Genomic DNA, 16,608 nt, shown 5'->3' with positions numbered 1-16,608 from the left:
TACCCCGTCTGGCGGTTCACGCTGCATCGCGGTAATCTCCGCACCCGTTCGCAAGGTTGCCCCCCGCATGAGTGAAGCCTCCGCCTACCCGGTCCTGTACCGCGTCGTCGCGACGACGGAACTGCGCGATGGACCCGGCGAGGACCAGAAGGCCATCCGCACCCTGCCGATCGACCAGGTCCTGGTGCTGGTGGGGGAGGCCGCGGATGGCTGGGTGCCGGTGGAGGCGCCGTCCGGCCAGAAGGGCTTCGCGCCCTCCGCCATGCTGCGCCGCCAGGTGGCGGGCGCCAAGGCGCCGAGCCATGTCACCGAGACCTTCCCCTGGCGCAACGTGGACCGCGTGAACCGCGAGCCGAAGATGCTGCACCCGGCCTTCCGCGAGCGCGCGCTGCGCACCGTGGCGCGGCTGAACGAGGAAGGCATTCCCTTCGGCATCTATGAGGGCATGCGCGGCCCCTGGCGCCAGAATCACCTGTATGGCTCCGGCCGCAGCCGCCCCGGCCGCATCCTGACCCCGGTCCGCGCCTTCGAGAGCCTGCACCAGTACGGCCTGGCGGCGGATTTCGTGCTGGCGCTGGAGGGCCGCTGGTCCTGGGATGCGGAGGAAGGCCAGGCGCATATGTGGGACCGGCTGCACCAGGTCGGCGCCGCCGAGGGCCTGGTCTCCAAGCCCGGCGAGACGCCGCACCTGCAACTGGCCGATGCCGACCTGGCCGAGCTGAACGCTGGCCGTCTGCCCCCTGGCGGCGACCGGGCCTGGACCACCGCCTTCACCTGGATGGTGGAAAGCTGGGACGGCAAGCCGGCCGGCCCCAAGCTGAAGTAACCCAGGCTGAAGTAGGGTCGGCTACTCCGCAGCCTGGGCCAGGGCCGGCCGGGCTGCGATCACCGCCTGCAACGCCAGCGCCGCCGCGGCCTGGCAGGGCTCGATGACCGGCACGCCGCAGGCCGCCTCCACCGCCGCGCGGTGCGATGCCATGCCGGCGCAGCCCAGGATCACCGCCTCCGCCCCCTGCCCGACCATGGCCTGCGCTGCCGAGATCAGCGCGGCGCGTGGCGCGGCGGGGTCGGTCAGCACCTCCATCGGCAGGTTCAGGGGGATGTGGCCCGCAAGCCGCCTCTCCACCCCCATCGCCTGCAGGGCGCGGCGCTGGCGCGGCAGGGACGGGTCGCCGAAAGCGATCAGCCCGAAGCGGTCCGCCCGCGCCAGGGCGGCGGCCACGGCGCTGCGCAACGGGCCGAACACGGGCGCGCGGGTGACCGTCCGGATCGCATCGACCCCCGGGTCGGAGACGCAGGCGATGACGTAGGCGGAGGCGGCCTCGCGCTCCACCAGGCGGCACAACGGCTCCGCCACGCCGAACCAGTCCCGCCAGGTGACGACGGCGGGCGGGCCGCCTGCCATCTGCATCACCTCGATGCGCGGCAGCCCGGGGGCGCGGAAGCCGGCCAGGGCCGCGTCGATTCCGCTGGTGCAGCTGGCGCTGCTGTTGGGGTTGACCACCAGGATCCGGTCCACCATCGCCACCTCCCTCATCCCGCCGCGCAGAACCCTCGCGCCGCCATCCGCGTTGGGGCAGGATCGGCGGGCGGGCGGTGCCGGGCAAGCCCTGATCCAAGCCTTGATCGCCCTCCCCTGGCAGGACATATTGCACCGCACAACGGCGGGACCGGCGGAGGGGCACACACCTCCGGCCGGTGACATGCCGGAAGGAACGCCACATGACGCGCTGGGAGCCCGATCGCTCGGCACCCGCCCCGCAGGCCACGCCGCCGACCTCCGCCTGGACGTCGATCTGGCGCGGTGCGCGCAACCGCTGCCCGGTCTGCGGCGAGGGCAAGGTCTTCCAGGGCTACCTGCGGATCGTGGATGCCTGCGAGTCCTGTGGCACGCCGCTCGGCCGGCTGCGGGCGGATGATGCGCCGCCCTACTTCGTCATCTTCATCGCCGGCCACCTGCTGATCCCGCCGGTGCTGTGGATCGAACGGGCGTACATGCCGCCGATCTGGCTGCACATGGTGGTCTGGCTTCCTGCGTTCACCATCGCCTGCATCCTGCTGTTGCGGCCGGTGAAGGGCGCGACGGTGGGCTGGATGGTGCGCCTCGGCTTCGATGGCAGCGAGCACGACATCCCCGAGGCGCCGCCCAGACCCGAAGCCAGGCCGCGGGCGCCGGATGCCTGACAGCGCGGCGCCCAAGGCGGAGCGGGACCTGGTGCGCGTCGAGCTGCCGGACGGCCACGCGCTGCTGCCCAGCCCCTATGCCGAGGCCGATCGCCGCCAGGCGGTGGAGGACCTGCTCGCCGGCAACCGTTTCCGGCCGGCGGGGCTCGGCCCGGGGCCTTTCGGCCTCGCCATCGCGGTGCGCGACGGCCGGCTGATGCTGGAGATCCGCGACGCCGATGACGCGCCGCTGCATGCGCTGGTCCTGGCGCTGGGCCCGTTCCGGCGGCTCATCAAGGACTACCACATGGTGGTCGAGAGCCATGAGAAGGCGGTGGCGGAAGGCGGGTCCGAGGCGCGCATCCAGGCAATCGACATGGGCCGCCGCGGCCTGCACAACGAAGGGGCGGAATTGCTGGCGGCGCGCCTCGCCGGCAAGGTCGAGATCAACTTCGAAACCGCGCGCCGGCTCTTCACCCTGGTCTGCGCGCTGCACCAGCGGATCTGACCGCCGGCAGCTCAGCACATGCTGCAGGTCAGCAACGGCTGATTGTGGTACTCGCACATCGCGACGCCGCCATTGTTGGCCAACGGCTTGTTGTTCTTGGGCAGGGTGTTCATGGAGGGGCTGAGGTCGACCTTCTTGTCGCCCAGCTTCCGGTTCATGTCGCGCAGATAGGCCACGATATCCGTGGGCTCCCACCCCTTCCGCTTGGACAGGAAGTCGGTCGCCTGGAAGCCGCTGGTGTGCTGGTCCGAGCCGCCGGCCCGCAGCGCGCGGATCACCGTCGTGGAGCAGTTCTTCTTGATGACGTGGTAGGAGGCGGACTCGTAGGCGTAGCCGGCCCACCAGAGCTGCATCGCCTTCGTATCCAGGACGCCATCGGCGATCCGGACCACCAGGTCGGCGCCGCGGCCCTCGTCGATCACGTCGTGCTGGTAGCTTGGGTTGCAGCGATGCTTCACCTTGTACACGTTCGTCGTGCCGATGACCTTGCCGAGGAACGCCGCCATGCGTGGATGGGTGTCCTGGTCCACCATGTATTGCCGCCCATCCTGCTCCGGCCACCAGGAGACATAGGCGCCGCCCTCGATCCAGAGCGAGGAGTGCCCCCAGGCGACACCAGTGCCGCCGCGGCTGTGGTTCCAGTTGTAGACCCAGACGCTGGCCATGTTCCTGTCCCTGGATTCGTATACGTAACGAACCCGGACTTTGCGACGGAAGCGGCCGCGGGGCAAGACCGCAATGCGTCTGGCGGCAGCGGTTTCGCCTCGCTACATGGCGGGCTTGGCAGGGCGGGAGCGAGGGCTTGAAGATCGACGGCATCCCCTATCGCAGCGTCTGGGTCGAGCCCTCGGATGGCTGGTCCATCCGCATCTTCGACCAGACGAAGCTGCCCTGGTCGCTGGACATCCTGCGGCTGACGGAGGTTTCGCAGGTGGCGGAGGCGATCCGGTCCATGCAGGTGCGCGGCGCGCCGCTGATCGGCGCGGTCGCGGCCTACGGCGTGGCGCTGGCGCTGCGGCAGGATGCCTCGACGGAGAACCTGGACCGGGTGGTGGCGGCACTCGGCGAGACACGCCCCACCGCCATCAACCTGCGCTGGGCGCTGGCCCGGATGCGGGCGGCGCTGCACAACCTGCCGCCGGCGCAGCGTGTCGCCAGCGCCTATGCCGAGGCGGCCGCGATCTGCGACGACGACGTGGAAACCTGCCGCCGCATCGGCGAGCACGGCCTGCCGCTGATCGAGGCCGCCGCGCGCGGTAAATCCCGCGTCAACGTGCTGACGCATTGCAATGCCGGCTGGATCGCGACGGTGGATTGGGGCACGGCGCTGGCGCCGATCTACATGGCGCATGATGCCGGCCTGCCGGTGCATGTCTGGGTGGATGAGACCCGCCCCCGCAACCAGGGCGCGGCGCTGACGGCGTGGGAACTCGGCAGGCATGGCGTCGCGCATACCGTCATCGCGGACAATGCCGGCGGCCACCTGATGCAGCATGGCGAGGTCGACCTGGTGATCGTCGGCACCGACCGCGTGACCCGCAACGGCGACGTCGCCAACAAGATCGGCACCTACCTGAAGGCGCTGGCCGCGCGGGACAACGGCGTGCCGTTCTGGGTGGCGCTGCCGCATTCGACGCTGGACATGTCGGTGGCCGATGGCGTGGCGGAGATTCCGATCGAGGAGCGCAGCGCGGCGGAGGTCACCGACCTGACGGGCCGCACCGCGGATGGCCGGATCGAGACGATTCGCGTGGCCGCGGAGGGCAGTCCGGCGGCCAACCCGGCCTTCGACGTGACTCCGGCGCGGCTGGTGACCGGCCTGATCACGGAGCGCGGCCGCTGCGAGGCCAGCGAGGCCGGGCTGAGGGGGCTTTACCCGGACAAGGCCTGAACCGGTTCTACCGCTGGCGCAGCCCGGCCTCCGGCACCCGCGTGCCGGGTTCCAGCAGCCAGAGCCCGACCACCAGCGACAGGCCGCCGAAGCCGGCGAGACCGGCGGCGCCCAGCAGCGGCACGCGGCCAGGCAGCGTCGCATCGCCCATCACCAGGGCGACCGTCAGGATGATGGCGAGAAGTCCAAGACCGACCAGCAGAAGCGCGAAACGGGGCATGGGACTGATCCGGAAGCTGCGATGTTGCATACGGTATCTACGCAGAGGCCTTGGCCGGGACGCGACCATGAAGCGGCAGGATTTGGGCAAAGGCCCACCAAACATGACAAATCCTTCATGACTGCATCGCAGTGCGGCAATCCACCCCCGGCGGCGGTTGCGCGGGGTGGACGGCAGTGGGATCGTCGGAGCGGGAGACATCGATAAACCGGGAGACTTCACCATGCGCCGCCTGCTCGCCGCATGCCTGTTCGGCATGGCCTTCACCACCACCGCCCCGACCCAGGCCAGCGCCCAGGCGCCGGGCCCGCTGCGCTGCGCGGTGGACGGCACCTTCGCGCCGCACGCCTTCCCGACCCTCCAGGGCGGCGTGCAGGGCTTCAACATCGACCTGTTCCGCGAGGCGGCGAAGCGCATGGGGCGCGAGCTGACCATCGACAGCGCCAGCTTCTCCGGCCTGATCCCGGCGATGAATGCCGGGCGTTATGATTTTCTCTGCGCGCCGACCACGGCGACGGCGGAACGCGCCGCGAACATGCTGTTCACCGAGGGCTACCTCTACACCGCCTTCCAGTTCGGCATTCGCCGCGGCAGCGCGCCCATCGCCTCCACCGCCGACCTCCGCGGCAAGGCGATCAGCGTGAACAAGGGCAGCGCCTACGATGCCTGGGCGCAGGCCAATGCCGCGGCCATGGGCTTCACGGTGCAGACCTACGACACGCAGACGGATGCGGTGCAGGCGGTGGTGTCCGGCCGCGCCTATGCCAATCTCGGCGGCAACACCGTGGTGCGCTACGCCGCGACCCGCACGCCGCAATTCGTGCCCGACCTGGTGCTGACCAACACCCGCGCGCATTGGTCCGCGCCGCTGCCGATGGGTGCCACAGCGCTGCGCGTCGAGTTGGAAAACGCGCTGGAGTGCATGAAGAAGGACGGCACCGTCGCGCGGCTGTCGCAGCAGTGGTTCGGCACGGCTCCGGCGGCGGATGACGCCGAGAACACCGTGTTCCCCGGCACCGGCGTCCCCGGCCTGCCGGGCTACGACGCGACGCCGCGGGAGCCGCGTTGCTGATCGCCTCATGACGGGCTGGGAGGCCTTCGCCTTCAACTTCCTCAACCCCGAGGTCGCGGCGCGCTATGCGCCGATGATCCTGCAGGGGTTGGGGATCACCATCCTGCTGGCGCTGCTGGTCATCGCGGCCGGGTTGCTGCTCGGCCTGGCGCTGGCGGTGGTGCGGGCCTTCGGCGTCCGGCCGCTGAACTGGGCCATCATCTTCGTGGTGGACCTGTTCCGCGCCCTGCCGCCGCTGGTCATCATCGTGCTGATCTATTTCGGCCTGCCCGCCGCCGGACTTTCAATGTCCGGCTTCTGGGCCACCTGGCTGTCGCTGACCCTGGTGCTGATGGCTTTCGCCGAGGAAATCTTCTGGGCCGGCATTTCCGCCGTCCCTGTCGGCCAGTGGGAAGCGGGGCGCGCGGTCGGCCTGCATTTCCTGCCGACCCTCCGGCTCATCGTGCTGCCGCAGGCGGTGCGGATCGCGATTCCGCCGCTGGTCAACCGCACCATCGCCATCACCAAGGGCACGGCGCTCGGCAGCGTCGTCGCCGTGTCCGAGATCCTCGGCGCGGCGCAGTCCGGCATGGCGTTCTCGGGCAACACGACGCCGCTGACGCTGGGGGCGGCCGCCTACCTGGTGCTGTTCCTGCCGGTGGTGGTGGCGGGGCGCTGGGTCGAGACGAAGTTCGCGTGGAAGCGATGAGCGACTTCGTCCAGGCCTTCCTCAACGCCGAGATCGCCGTCGCGTCATCGCACCTGCTGTGGATCGGGCTGGTGCAGACCATGCTGCTGGCGCTGATGACGGTGCCGCTCGGGATGCTGGCCGGCCTGGTCCTGGCCGTCTTGGGCACGCGGAAATCGCGCTGGGTGCGCTGGCCGCTGATCGGCTTCATCGACTTCTTCCGCGCCGTGCCGCCGCTGGTGTTGCTGATCTTCCTGTATGCCGCGCTGCCCTTCGGCGGCATCGACCTCGGCGCCTGGGGGGCCGTCGCGCTCGGCTTCCTGTTGAACACCGGCGCCTACTACGCCGAGATCCTGCGCGCGGGCATCGAATCGGTGCCGCGCGGGCAGCCGGAAGCGGCGCGGGCGCTCGGGCTGCGGCGCTGGCAGGTGTGGATCTTCGTGGTGCTGCCGCAGGCGGTGCGGAACGTGCTGCCGGATTTGATCAGCAACACGCTGGAGGTGGTGAAGCTGACCTCCATCGCCAGCGTCGTCGCCGTGCCGGAACTGCTGTTCCAGGCCCGCCAGGCGCAGAGCATCACCTACAACGCGACGCCGATCCTGGTCGCCGCCGTCATCTATTTCCTGCTGCTGTGGCCCTGCGTCCGGCTGCTGTCGCGGCTGGAGAACCGGCAACTGGCGCGGCGGTAGCGCGGCACTCCCCCCTCACCCAACCCCCTCCCCCCGTTGGGGAGAGGGCCTTGCGGGATCAGGGCTGGGCGGCGCGCCACACGGCCCAGGCGGAGGTCTCGGGCAGCGCGCGGGGCGCGTCGGCCGGGCCGGTCAGGCGCAGGCCGAGGTCGGGCGCCTCCGGCACCGCCGGGCGGGCCAGAACCAGCAGGTCCAGCGTTGCGCGGCCCAGGTCGATCTCGCCGGCGAAGGTGGCGGCAGTGCCACCCTCGGCCGCCAGGCGCGCCGTTTCCAGCCGCAGCCGCCCCGACGCCAGCGAGGCCTCGACCTCCAGCCGGTCGAAGGCGGTGGCGCCGTTCAGCAGGGCCTCCTGGATTGCGGCCTCGGCGCCCAGTGCGTCCGGCAAGGCGCTGGCGGTTGCGGCGGCGGCGAGGTTGAAGCCGGCCAGCACACCATCGCGCAGGTCCAGTTGCGCCCGCCCGGACAGCGAGCCGACCAGGGCCGCCGCGGAATGGCCCACGGCCTCCAGCGCGAAGCCCAGGCTGCCGCGGGCGGCGGCGATGTCGACCGGCACGTTGAACAGCTTTTCACCGATCGTGGCATCCGCAAGCCGCCCGGCCAGCGACAGGCGTGGCGGCAAGCCGACCGGCGCTTCCGCGGTGACGGTCGCCTCGAACTGCCCGCCCGCCAGCCGGCCGCGCAGGTTTTCCAGCCGCAGGCGGCCCTCCGCCAGGCGCAGCGTGGCGCTCGCCTGTTCGGCGATGATGCCGGCGACTGGGATGCGGGCGGCCTCCAGCGCCACCTCGGCGTCGAGGTCGGCCAGGTTGCGCAGGCCGATCGGGTCCGTGCTGCGCCAGCCGGGAAACGGCAGCGGCAGGCTTTCCGCCACGACGCGGCCTGTCAGGCGAGGCCGCCCGCCATTGGTGGCGAGCGCCAGCGCACCCCGGGCCCGCAGCGCGGCGGCGACGAGTTCGAAGCTTTCGGCGGCGATGCCCTGCGGGCCGGCGGTGATGCTGGCGATCAGGGAAAAGGATCCCTCCCCCAGCCAGGTGCCGACATCGCGGCTGAAGGCTTCGGACACCAGCCGCGGCGCACCGGGGTGGCGCAGCGTCAGGCTGGCGGTGCCACGCCGCTGCGGCGCATCGGCCGTGCCGGAGGCCTCCAGCCGCAGCTCCCCCATCTCGGCACTGCCGCGCAGCGCCAGCGCCTCCATCGGCCCGCCGCCGGACAGGCGCAGCACCACGGGCAGGCCGGCCAGCGGGGTGCCGCCGGGCCAGATGCCGGGGAACAGGGCGGCGAGGCCGCGGGCGGAGGAGCCGGTGGCCTCCAGGTTCAGGTCCTGCAACCGCAGCGCCGGCGCCAGGGCCAGCACGCCGGACACGGCCAGGTCGACCTCCGCCACGCGCCCCGCCAGGCGCCGCAGGGTCAGCCGCCCGCCTTCCAGCGCGGCATCCAGCGAGGCGCGCTCCATCACCGCGTCGCGCAGCAGAACGCTGTCCGCCGCCAGCCGCAGGTTGAGGTCGACGGCCCCCAGGCCGCGGCGGGCCCGCTGCGGGTCGAAGCCCTGCGGCAGCCAGCGAACCAGGTCGAGCTGGTTGATGCTGAGGCCGAGGCCGAGCGCCGGCCGCGCCCCATGCCGTAGCACGCCGGCGCCGGAGATCTGGATTTCGCCCAGCGTCGCGGCGAATTCCGGCATGGCGGCCTGGGCATCCTCCAGCACCAGGCGCATGCGACCCTCGCCCTGGCGCAGCAGCGTCGGGTCCAGCTCCTCCACCGGCAGGCCGAGTGCGGCGAGGGTGGTGCGCAGGTCAGGTCCCGCGAAGCGGGCCGACAGCTCCAACCGGCCGCCTGCCGTGGCACCGGACAGCTCCAGCTGCGTCTCGCCCGGCAGCAGGAGGGAGACGTCGGACAGCGTCAGCCGGCCTTCCTCGAGGAAGGCGGCGCCGCGCAGCCGGCGCAGCAGAATACCGCGGAAGCTGCTCGCCTCGGCCGACAGGTCGATGGAAATCGGCCAGGGGCGCTGGCCGCCGGCCCGCAGTGCCGCGGCCCAGCCATCCAGGTCCAGCCGGCTGGCGACCAGGGCGATGTCCAGCCGCGGCGCCGGCAGCAGGCGCAGGGCCAATGCGCCCCGCGCCGGGCTGCCGGCGATCTCGATGGCGAGTTCGTCGGCGGCGATCAGTTCGGCCGAGGCGCTGAGCCGGCCGGCGGCACGGAAGGCGCCGGGCGGGCTGGGCAGCAGGGCGGCGAGGTCGGGCCCGCTGGCCTCGACCAGCCCCTCGAATCCGGTGCCGGGGATGAGCACGCCGCGGACATTGCCGAGGATCTCGGGCAGCACCACCGCCATCTCGAAGGTGGCGATGCCGTCCCAGCCAGGGCGGCCGAGGGCGGCGGTGAAGCGGGTGGCGCGGCCGTTCCAGGTGAAGGCGCCGGCGATGTCCAGAACCTGGGCATAGCCGCCGGAACTGAGGCGCGCGGTGACGCCCTGCAGCACCGCCTCCCCGATGCGGACGCGGCCGTCCTCCAGGTTGGCGTCGAGCTGGGTGATCCAGGAGGGCGGGCGCAGGTTCAGCAGCGGGCCGGGCGGCCAGGGCAGCGTCAGGTCGGCGCCGACCAGCGCGATCTCCCGCGGTGAAAGCCGGCCGCCGACCAGCGCGCCGAGGTCGAGGCGGACACGGAGCAGGCGGGCGGTGAAGGCGTATTCCTCGCCTGGCAGGCCGACCGCGACGCCACCGACGCGGACCACCGGCTGTGGCAGAAGTTGCAGCTCCACGGGACCATCCAGCGTCACCGGACGGCCGAGTTGTTCGCTCGCGAGCTCGGCCATGCGGCCGCGCCAGGGCTCCCAATCGACGAAGCGGGGACCGATCCAGAGGCCAGCGACCAGCGCCAGCAGCAGCAGGGCGAGGGCCGCGAGAAGGCGCTTCATGTGGGCGCGGTTTCGGTCAGGTCAGCGATGTGCCCCCTCACCCAACCCGCTCCCCCATGAAGGATGGGGGAGAGGGCTTTCGCGGCGAAGTGGTCGGGAACGGCCTTCCTCATGCAGCGGGGGGGCTGCCCCAGCCGCCGCCGCCGGGGGTTTCGAGCGCCAGGACGTCGCCGGGCCGCAGGGCCGCGCGGTCGCAGCCGGCCATCGGGTCGATGCGGCCATCCGCGCGTTCCACCCATTGCCGGCCCGGCGCGCCGGGCAGCCCGCCATGCAGCCCATGCGGCGGGACGGTGCGGCGGGAGGCGACGATAACGGCTTCCATCGGCGCCAGGAAGCGGATGCGCCGCCGGCTGCCATCGCCGCCCGGCCACTGCCCGGCGCCACCGGAGCCGCGGCGGATGGCGAACTCCTCGAGCCGCACGGGGTAGCGGAGTTCCAGCACTTCGGGGTCCGTCATGCGCGTGTTGGTCATATGCGTCTGCACGGCGGAAGTTCCCGCGAATCCGGGACCGGCGCCGGTGCCGCCGCAGACCGTCTCGTAGTATTGGTAAACCGCATCGCCGAACAGCAGGTTGTTCATGGTCGCCTGGGCGGAGGCACAGGCATCGAGCGCCGCCAGCAGGGCGTTGCAGGTCATCTGGCTGACTTCGGTGTTGCCGGCGACGACGGCCGCGCCGGGCCGCGGGCTGAGGAAGGTGCCGTCCGGCACGATGATCTCGAGCGGGACCAGGCAGCCATCGTTGAGCGGGATCTCCTCCCCCACCAGGGATCGGAAGCAGTACAGCACGACGGCGCGACACACCGCGGCCGGCGCGTTGAAATTGTCCGGGCGCTGTGGGCCGGTGCCGGTGAAGTCGATGGTGGCGGATCGCGCCGCCTGGTTCACGCGGATGGCGACCTTGAGCGGCGTGCCGTCGTCGATCGTGGTCTCGAAGGCGCCGTCGGCGAGGCGGGCGAGCACGCGGCGAACCGCCTCCTCGGCGTTGTTCATGACGTGGCGCATGTAGGCACGCACGGTGTCGAGGCCGAAATCCGCCACGGCGCGCTGCAGTTCCTGCACGCCCTTCTCATTCGCCGCGACCTGGGCGGTGATGTCGGCGACGTTCACATCCGGGCTGCGCGCCGGGTACTTCGCGCCCGCCAGAAGCGCGCGGAACTCGGCTTCCCGCATGCGGCCCTCGGCGACCAGCAGGAAATCGTCGATGACGACGCCTTCCTCCTCCAGCGTCGCGGAGCCCGGCGGGGTGGAGCCGGGGGTGAGGCCGCCGATATCGGCGTGGTGGCCGCGGGAGCCGACGAAGAACAGGATCTCCCGCCCCGCCACGTCGAAGACCGGGGTGATGACGGTGATGTCCGGCAGGTGGGTGCCGCCGTTGAACGGGTTGTTCAGCGCCACCACGTCGCCCGGCCGCAGCGTGGCGCCGCGGGAGCGGATGACGGTGCGCACGCTTTCGCCCATGGCGCCGAGATGCACCGGCACATGCGGCGCGTTGGCCACCAGGCGCCCGGTCTCGTCGAAGATGGCGCAGGAGAAATCCAGGCGTTCCTTGATGTTCACCGACAGCGAGGTGTTCTGCAGCACGGCCCCTGTCTGCTCGGCGATCGACATGAACAGGTTGTTGAACAGCTCCAGCATCACCGGATCGACGCGCGTGGCATCCGCGACGCGGGCGGCTTCCCGCTGCGTGGTGCGGCGCAGGATCATGTGGTTGCGCGCGGTGACCTCCGCGGTCCAGCCGGGTTCGATGACGGTGGTGGCGATCGCCTCGCGGATCAGCGCCGGACCCGGGATGCGGTCGCCGGCGCGCAGCGCCTCGCGGTCCAGCACCGGCGTCGGGTGTTCGGCGCCGGCGGTGAAGACCGGCACGGTGGCGAGGCTCAGCGCGGCTTCGCCCTCCGGCCGTGCGGGCAGCGTCGCCTCCTCGACCTGTTCGCCGGGCGCGGTGACCTCGACGACGCAGGCTTCCACCACGACCTGGCGCTCCGGCGTGGCGAAGCCGAAGCGGCGGCGGTGGGCGTCCGTGAAGGCCGCCAGCACCTCGGCGTGGCTGCCGAAGGGCACCGGCAGGAAGCTGTCGGTGCCGGCGTAGCGCAGGTGCAACCGGCGCGCGGCACGCAGCGCGCCTGCGGCGGCACCCTGGCGCACCAGCTCGGCCCGGCCGGCCTCGTCCAGCGCATCGAGGCGTCCGGCGAGGTCGGGCATGGAGGCTTCCGTCAGCGGCGCCTCGACCGCGGCCTCGCGGATCGCGCTCTGGTCGGCGAGGCCCATGCCGTACGCCGACAGCACGCCAGCGAAGGGGTGGATGAACACCGTCTCCATGCCGAGTTCATCCGCCACCAGGCAGGCATGCTGGCCGCCGGCGCCGCCGAAGCACTGCAAGGCGTAGCGGGTGACGTCGTGGCCCTTCTGGATCGAGACCTGCTTGATGGCATTTGCCATGTTGGCCACGGCGACGCGCAGGAAGCCCTCCGCCACCGCGCGCGGGTCCTGGGGCTGGCCGGTGGCGGCGGCGATCTCCTCCGCGAGCTGCGCGAACTTCTCGCCGACGATCTCGGCATCGAGCGGCTGGTCGCCATCGGGCCCGAAGATGGTGGGGAACTGCGCCGGCTGGATCTTGCCGACCATGACATTCGCATCCGTCACGGTCAGCGGCCCGCCGCGGCGGTAGCAGGCCGGGCCGGGGACCGCGCCGGCGGATTCGGGGCCGACGCGGAAGCGGGCGCCGTCGAACTTCAGGATGGAACCGCCGCCGGCGGCCACGGTGTTGATCGCCATCATCGGCGCGCGCATCCGCACGCCGGCCACCTGGGTTTCGAAGGCGCGCTCATACTCGCCGGCATACAGCGCCACGTCGGTGCTGGTGCCGCCCATGTCGAAGCCGATGATCCTGCCGAGTCCCGCCATCGCCGCGGTCCGCGCGGCGCCGACGATGCCACCGGCGGGGCCGGACAGGATGGCGTCCTTGCCCTGGAAGGACCGTGCCTCTGCCAGGCCGCCGGAGGACTGCATGAAGTACAGCTTCACACCAGGCAATTCGCCGGCCACCTGCTCGACGTAGCGGCGCAGGATCGGCGAGAGATAGGCGTCCACCACCGCGGTATCCGTCCGCGGCACGATGCGCGGCAGCGGGGAGGCCTCGTGGCTCAGGCTGACCTGGGTGAAGCCGGCCTCCCGCGCCAGCTCGCCGAGGCGAAGCTCATGCGCCGGATGCGCCCAGGCGTGCATGAAGGAGACGGCGACGGCGCGGATACCCTGGGCATGCGCGGCGGCCAGCGCCGCGCGCGCGGCAGCCTCGTCCAGTGGCTCGATCTCGGTGCCGTCCACCGCCATGCGGCCGCCGATCTCGGCCACCACCTCCTGCAGCAGTTCGGGCAGCTTGACGTTGAGGTCGAACAGGCGGGGCCGCGCCTGGTTGCCGATGCGGGTCATGTCCGCGAAGCCGCGGTTGACCAGCAGCAGCACGCGCTCGCCCTTGCGCTCCAGCAGCGCGTTGGTGGCGACCGTGGTGCCCATCTTCACGGCGTCGATGGTGCCGGGGGGGATCGGCGCGCCGGGCGCCAGTCCGAGGCAGGCGCGGATGCCGGCGACGGCGGCGTCGCGGTAGCGGCCGGGATTCTCGGACAGCAGCTTGCTGGTGGCGAGGCGCCCCTGCGGATCGCGCGCCACGATATCGGTGAAGGTGCCGCCGCGATCGATCCAGAACTGCCAGCCGCTCATTGCCCTGCCCCTCGGTTCCGTCGCTGATCACATTGTGGCCGGGCCGATGCAAGGCCGCGCGGCACGATGGCGTTTCATTGACAATTTATCGGCATTTCGTCAATATGAATTGGCATCGACGCAGGGGCGCCCCATGCCAGCCAAAGCGAGCGCGACACCGGTGGTGTCCTCCGCCCACCTCGCCGCCGGCGCCTCCCCGGGGCTGTCGGAGGTGGAGTACGGGCTGATCCTGGCGGGTCACGGCTTCCATCGCTGGATGGTGCGATGCATGGCGGCCGCCGGGCGGCCCGGCATGTCGGCCACCGAGATCCTCATCCTGCATACGGTGCGCCATCGGGACCGGCCGAAGCGGCTGGCGGATATCCTGCTGGTGCTGGACATCGAGGACACGCACATCGCCAGCTACGCCATCCGCAAGCTGGAGGAGGCCGGGCTGGTCTCGACCGGCCGGGCCGGCAAGGAAAAGCTGGTGGCGGCAACGGAAGCGGGCGCCGCGCTGTGCGCCGCCTATGCCGAGGTGCGGGAGGGCCTGCTGGCGCGGCCGCTGCGCGCGGCGGGGCCGGCGGAGCCGCAGCTTTCCCAGGTGGCGGAGTTGCTGCGCGGGCTGTCCGGCTTCTACGACCAGGCGGCGCGGGCGGCGGCGACCTTGTAGCGTCCGGTGGAAGGCGGCCCTGTAGGCGTGCCGCGGGCCATGCTAGGACCGGGGTGAAACGCGCGAGGCCGGCTTGAGCATCTGGGGCAAACTTCTGGGCGGGGTTGCAGGCTTCGTCACCGGCGGGCCGCTCGGCGCCGTGGTCGGCGCGGCGATGGGCCATGCGGCGGACCAGGGACCCGGGGGCGGCATGGGCGGGCGCATCGGGCCGGGTGCCGCCGACATGGCGGCGCTGCTGGGCAACAAGGAAACGCTGTTCGCGATTTCCGTCATCGTGCTGTCGGCCAAGCTGGCCAAGGCGGATGGGCCGGTGCAGCGGGCCGAGATCGACGCCTTCAAGGCGATGTTCCGCATCCCGCCGCAGAACCTGCGCGAAGTGGCGCAGATGTTCGACGAGGCACGGCGCGACACCGGCGGGTGGGAGCCCTTCGCGGATCGGCTCGGCGAGGCCTTCGCCGACAACCGCGCGATGCTGGAGGATGTGCTGGCCGCGCTGTTCTTCATCGCCCGCGCCGATGGCCCGCTGACCAAAGGCGAATTGCGGATGCTGCAGGGCGTGCATCAGCGATTCGCCCTCGACAACGCGGCCTGGGATCGCGCCAAGGGCGGCCAGACCGGTGCGGCGCAGCGCCAGGTGGAGGAGATCGACGCCTACGCCGTGCTCGGCCTGCCGGCGTCGGCGACGGATGAGGAGGTGCGGCTCGCCTGGCGCAAGCTGATGCGGGAGAACCACCCGGACGGGCTGGCGGCGCGCGGCGTGCCGGCGGAGTTCGTCGACCGGGCGACGCGCAAGGTGGCCGACATCAACGCGGCCTGGGACCGCATCAAGCGGCAGCGCGGATTGTGAAGGCGCGCCAGCGGTCCCAGCCAGAGGCGCGCCACGCCGGGCATTCGCGCCGCACCGGGCCGCAGCGCGGATCGTAGGCGTTGCGCATCCACGACCTGCCGAGCCCGAACCACGACGAACGGCCGCAGCCGGTGGACATGCTGGTGCTGCACTACACCGGCATGCGCAGCGGCGCCGAGGCGATCGCGCGGCTGCGCGACCCGGCCTCCCGCGTCTCCTCGCACTACGTGGTGGAGGAGGATGGCGCGGTGTTCCGCCTGGTGGCGGAGGATCGGCGCGCTTGGCATGCCGGGGTTTCCCACTGGCGCGGCGCCTCGCTGCTGAATGGACGCAGCATCGGCATCGAGATCGTCAACCCGGGCCACGAATTCGGCTATCGTCCCTTTCCTGCGCTGCAGATGGCGGCGGTGTGCGACCTGTGCCTCGGGATCATCGCCCGCCATGGCATCGCGGCGCGTGACGTGGTGGCGCATTCCGACATCGCGCCGGACCGCAAGGAAGACCCGGGCGAGTTGTTCGACTGGCAGGGGCTTGCGGATAACGGCGTGGGTCTGTGGCCGCATGGCGCGGCCGAGCCGGATGCGGCGGCGCTGACCCTGCTCGGCCGCATCGGCTACCGCAAGGATCTCCCCCTGCCCGTGCTGCTGCGCGCCTTCCAGCGGCATTGGCGGCCGGAATCCGTGGACGGACAAGCCGATGCCGGCACGCTCGCGCGGCTGGCAGCGGTGGCGGCCGCCGTCGGGTGAACCGGGTGGCCGCGGTGCTGGCGGCGAGTCCCGGCCATGGGGATGCGCTGCAGGCCCTGGCGCTGGCGGGACCGCGCGGCGCCTGGATCGGCGCCGGCTTCGTGCGCAACGCGGTGTGGGATGCGCTGTCGGGCGTGGCGCCCGATGTGACGGCGCTGGCCGATCTCGACGTGGTGCATCTGGATGAAGCGAGCCCTGATCCGGTGTTCGAGGCCACGTTGCGTGCGGTGCGGCCCACGCTGCCGTGGTCCGTCACCAACCAGGCGCGCATGTCCGCCCGGCACGGCCATGCCCCCTACCCCGACCTCGGCGCGGCGCTGGCACGGTGGCCGGAGACGGCGACGGCCGTGGCGGCGCGGCTTCGTGCCGGCCGACTCGAGATCCTGGCGCCGCATGGCGTGGCGGACCTGCTCGGCTTCGTGCTGCGCACGCCGCACGGCGGCGACCGTGCCGCGATGCTGGCGCGCATTGCCGCGAAGGGCTGGCGAACGCGCTGGCCAAGATTACGGCTGTCCGGCGATTGACCGCGC

General features: G+C 71.9%; 16 protein-coding genes. 11 read left to right on the top strand and 5 right to left on the bottom strand.

The features are described 5' to 3' along the window. Window positions 1-67: 67 nt before the first annotated feature. The gene (locus ACFHPP_RS01905) at window positions 68-826 is read left to right on the top strand and encodes a hypothetical protein (protein ID WP_437161565.1); all 759 of its coding nucleotides are present in this window, start codon (window positions 68-70) and stop codon (window positions 824-826) included. 21 nt (window positions 827-847) lie between these two features. Here ACFHPP_RS01905 and ACFHPP_RS01900 read toward each other — a convergent pair whose 3' ends face one another. Next, window positions 848-1,522, bottom strand: a complete 675-nt coding sequence (locus ACFHPP_RS01900; protein ID WP_437161564.1) for an aspartate/glutamate racemase family protein — start codon at window positions 1,520-1,522, stop codon at window positions 848-850. Window positions 1,523-1,722: 200 nt separating this feature from the next. On the opposite strand from ACFHPP_RS01900, the gene ACFHPP_RS01895 reads away from it, so the two are divergent. Together ACFHPP_RS01895 and ACFHPP_RS01890 are read left to right on the top strand one after the other, a co-directional pair. Beyond that, complete coding sequence (locus tag ACFHPP_RS01895; RefSeq protein ID WP_437161563.1) at window positions 1,723-2,184, top strand: DUF983 domain-containing protein; 462 nt, start codon at window positions 1,723-1,725, stop codon at window positions 2,182-2,184. Continuing rightward, the gene (locus ACFHPP_RS01890; RefSeq protein WP_437161562.1) at window positions 2,177-2,671 is read left to right on the top strand and encodes a UPF0262 family protein; all 495 of its coding nucleotides are present in this window, start codon (window positions 2,177-2,179) and stop codon (window positions 2,669-2,671) included. The genes ACFHPP_RS01895 and ACFHPP_RS01890 overlap by 8 nt, the downstream gene beginning before the upstream one ends. 11 nt (window positions 2,672-2,682) lie before the next feature. On the opposite strand, the gene ACFHPP_RS01885 is transcribed toward ACFHPP_RS01890, so the two are convergent. Continuing rightward, window positions 2,683-3,336: a hypothetical protein gene (locus tag ACFHPP_RS01885; protein ID WP_437161561.1), complete on the bottom strand. Its 654-nt coding sequence runs from the start codon at window positions 3,334-3,336 to the stop codon at window positions 2,683-2,685. Between the two features lie 137 nt (window positions 3,337-3,473). On the opposite strand from ACFHPP_RS01885, the gene mtnA reads away from it, so the two are divergent. After that, window positions 3,474-4,562, top strand: a complete 1,089-nt coding sequence (gene mtnA, locus ACFHPP_RS01880; RefSeq protein ID WP_437161560.1) for an S-methyl-5-thioribose-1-phosphate isomerase — start codon at window positions 3,474-3,476, stop codon at window positions 4,560-4,562. 7 nt (window positions 4,563-4,569) lie between these two features. On the opposite strand, the gene ACFHPP_RS01875 is transcribed toward mtnA, so the two are convergent. Further along, window positions 4,570-4,782, bottom strand: a complete 213-nt coding sequence (locus tag ACFHPP_RS01875) for a hypothetical protein (protein WP_437161559.1) — start codon at window positions 4,780-4,782, stop codon at window positions 4,570-4,572. 223 nt (window positions 4,783-5,005) lie between these two features. Here ACFHPP_RS01875 and ACFHPP_RS01870 point away from each other — a divergent pair, with 223 nt between their 5' ends. The 3 genes from ACFHPP_RS01870 to ACFHPP_RS01860 are packed head-to-tail and all read left to right on the top strand — an operon-like array spanning window position 5,006 to window position 7,210. Next, window positions 5,006-5,854: a transporter substrate-binding domain-containing protein gene (locus ACFHPP_RS01870; protein WP_437161558.1), complete on the top strand. Its 849-nt coding sequence runs from the start codon at window positions 5,006-5,008 to the stop codon at window positions 5,852-5,854. Window positions 5,855-5,861: 7 nt separating this feature from the next. Then, window positions 5,862-6,542, top strand: coding sequence for an amino acid ABC transporter permease (locus tag ACFHPP_RS01865; RefSeq protein ID WP_437161557.1), 681 nt, complete (start codon window positions 5,862-5,864; stop codon window positions 6,540-6,542). Further along, on the top strand, window positions 6,539-7,210 hold the full coding sequence (locus tag ACFHPP_RS01860; RefSeq protein WP_437161556.1) for an amino acid ABC transporter permease: 672 nt from the start codon (window positions 6,539-6,541) through the stop codon (window positions 7,208-7,210). Before ACFHPP_RS01865 ends, ACFHPP_RS01860 begins: the two co-directional genes overlap by 4 nt. 58 nt (window positions 7,211-7,268) lie before the next feature. Here the strand turns inward: ACFHPP_RS01860 and ACFHPP_RS01855 are convergent, their stop codons facing one another. Beyond that, window positions 7,269-10,115, bottom strand: coding sequence for an AsmA family protein (locus tag ACFHPP_RS01855; RefSeq protein WP_437161555.1), 2,847 nt, complete (start codon window positions 10,113-10,115; stop codon window positions 7,269-7,271). Window positions 10,116-10,224: 109 nt separating this feature from the next. Continuing rightward, window positions 10,225-13,833: a hydantoinase B/oxoprolinase family protein gene (locus ACFHPP_RS01850; RefSeq protein WP_437161554.1), complete on the bottom strand. Its 3,609-nt coding sequence runs from the start codon at window positions 13,831-13,833 to the stop codon at window positions 10,225-10,227. A gap of 133 nt (window positions 13,834-13,966) precedes the next feature. Between ACFHPP_RS01850 and ACFHPP_RS01845 the strand changes: the two genes are divergently transcribed. The 4 genes from ACFHPP_RS01845 to ACFHPP_RS01830 all read left to right on the top strand — a co-directional run bounded on the left by ACFHPP_RS01845 (window position 13,967) and on the right by ACFHPP_RS01830 (window position 16,602). Further along, window positions 13,967-14,485, top strand: coding sequence for a winged helix DNA-binding protein (locus ACFHPP_RS01845; RefSeq protein ID WP_437161553.1), 519 nt, complete (start codon window positions 13,967-13,969; stop codon window positions 14,483-14,485). 73 nt (window positions 14,486-14,558) lie between these two features. Next, complete coding sequence (locus ACFHPP_RS01840; RefSeq protein ID WP_437161552.1) at window positions 14,559-15,332, top strand: TerB family tellurite resistance protein; 774 nt, start codon at window positions 14,559-14,561, stop codon at window positions 15,330-15,332. An 80-nt stretch (window positions 15,333-15,412) separates the two neighbouring features. Continuing rightward, entirely contained in the window at window positions 15,413-16,078 is a 666-nt protein-coding gene (locus ACFHPP_RS01835) for an N-acetylmuramoyl-L-alanine amidase (RefSeq protein ID WP_437161551.1), read from the top strand. Continuing rightward, the gene (locus tag ACFHPP_RS01830; RefSeq protein WP_437161550.1) at window positions 16,075-16,602 is read left to right on the top strand and encodes a nucleotidyltransferase family protein; all 528 of its coding nucleotides are present in this window, start codon (window positions 16,075-16,077) and stop codon (window positions 16,600-16,602) included. The genes ACFHPP_RS01835 and ACFHPP_RS01830 overlap by 4 nt, the downstream gene beginning before the upstream one ends. Window positions 16,603-16,608 lie beyond the last annotated feature (6 nt).

Source organism: Falsiroseomonas sp. E2-1-a20, from assembly GCF_051433195.1.
GTDB lineage: Bacteria > Pseudomonadota > Alphaproteobacteria > Acetobacterales > Acetobacteraceae > Falsiroseomonas.
This window is presented reverse-complemented; position numbering and strand designations above follow the sequence as displayed.

What these genes read in the sequence shown, in the direction of transcription:
- ACFHPP_RS01905 (WP_437161565.1), top strand. Translation starts at nt 68, where the DNA reads ATGAGTGAAGCCTCCGCCTACCCGGTCCTGTACCGCGTCGTCGCGACG.
- ACFHPP_RS01900 (WP_437161564.1), bottom strand. Translation starts at nt 1,522, where the DNA reads ATGGTGGACCGGATCCTGGTGGTCAACCCCAACAGCAGCGCCAGCTGC.
- ACFHPP_RS01895 (WP_437161563.1), top strand. Translation starts at nt 1,723, where the DNA reads ATGACGCGCTGGGAGCCCGATCGCTCGGCACCCGCCCCGCAGGCCACG.
- ACFHPP_RS01890 (WP_437161562.1), top strand. Translation starts at nt 2,177, where the DNA reads ATGCCTGACAGCGCGGCGCCCAAGGCGGAGCGGGACCTGGTGCGCGTC.
- ACFHPP_RS01885 (WP_437161561.1), bottom strand. Translation starts at nt 3,336, where the DNA reads ATGGCCAGCGTCTGGGTCTACAACTGGAACCACAGCCGCGGCGGCACT.
- ACFHPP_RS01875 (WP_437161559.1), bottom strand. Translation starts at nt 4,782, where the DNA reads ATGCCCCGTTTCGCGCTTCTGCTGGTCGGTCTTGGACTTCTCGCCATC.
- ACFHPP_RS01870 (WP_437161558.1), top strand. Translation starts at nt 5,006, where the DNA reads ATGCGCCGCCTGCTCGCCGCATGCCTGTTCGGCATGGCCTTCACCACC.
- ACFHPP_RS01865 (WP_437161557.1), top strand. Translation starts at nt 5,862, where the DNA reads ATGACGGGCTGGGAGGCCTTCGCCTTCAACTTCCTCAACCCCGAGGTC.
- ACFHPP_RS01860 (WP_437161556.1), top strand. Translation starts at nt 6,539, where the DNA reads ATGAGCGACTTCGTCCAGGCCTTCCTCAACGCCGAGATCGCCGTCGCG.
- ACFHPP_RS01855 (WP_437161555.1), bottom strand. Translation starts at nt 10,115, where the DNA reads ATGAAGCGCCTTCTCGCGGCCCTCGCCCTGCTGCTGCTGGCGCTGGTC.
- ACFHPP_RS01850 (WP_437161554.1), bottom strand. Translation starts at nt 13,833, where the DNA reads ATGAGCGGCTGGCAGTTCTGGATCGATCGCGGCGGCACCTTCACCGAT.
- ACFHPP_RS01845 (WP_437161553.1), top strand. Translation starts at nt 13,967, where the DNA reads ATGCCAGCCAAAGCGAGCGCGACACCGGTGGTGTCCTCCGCCCACCTC.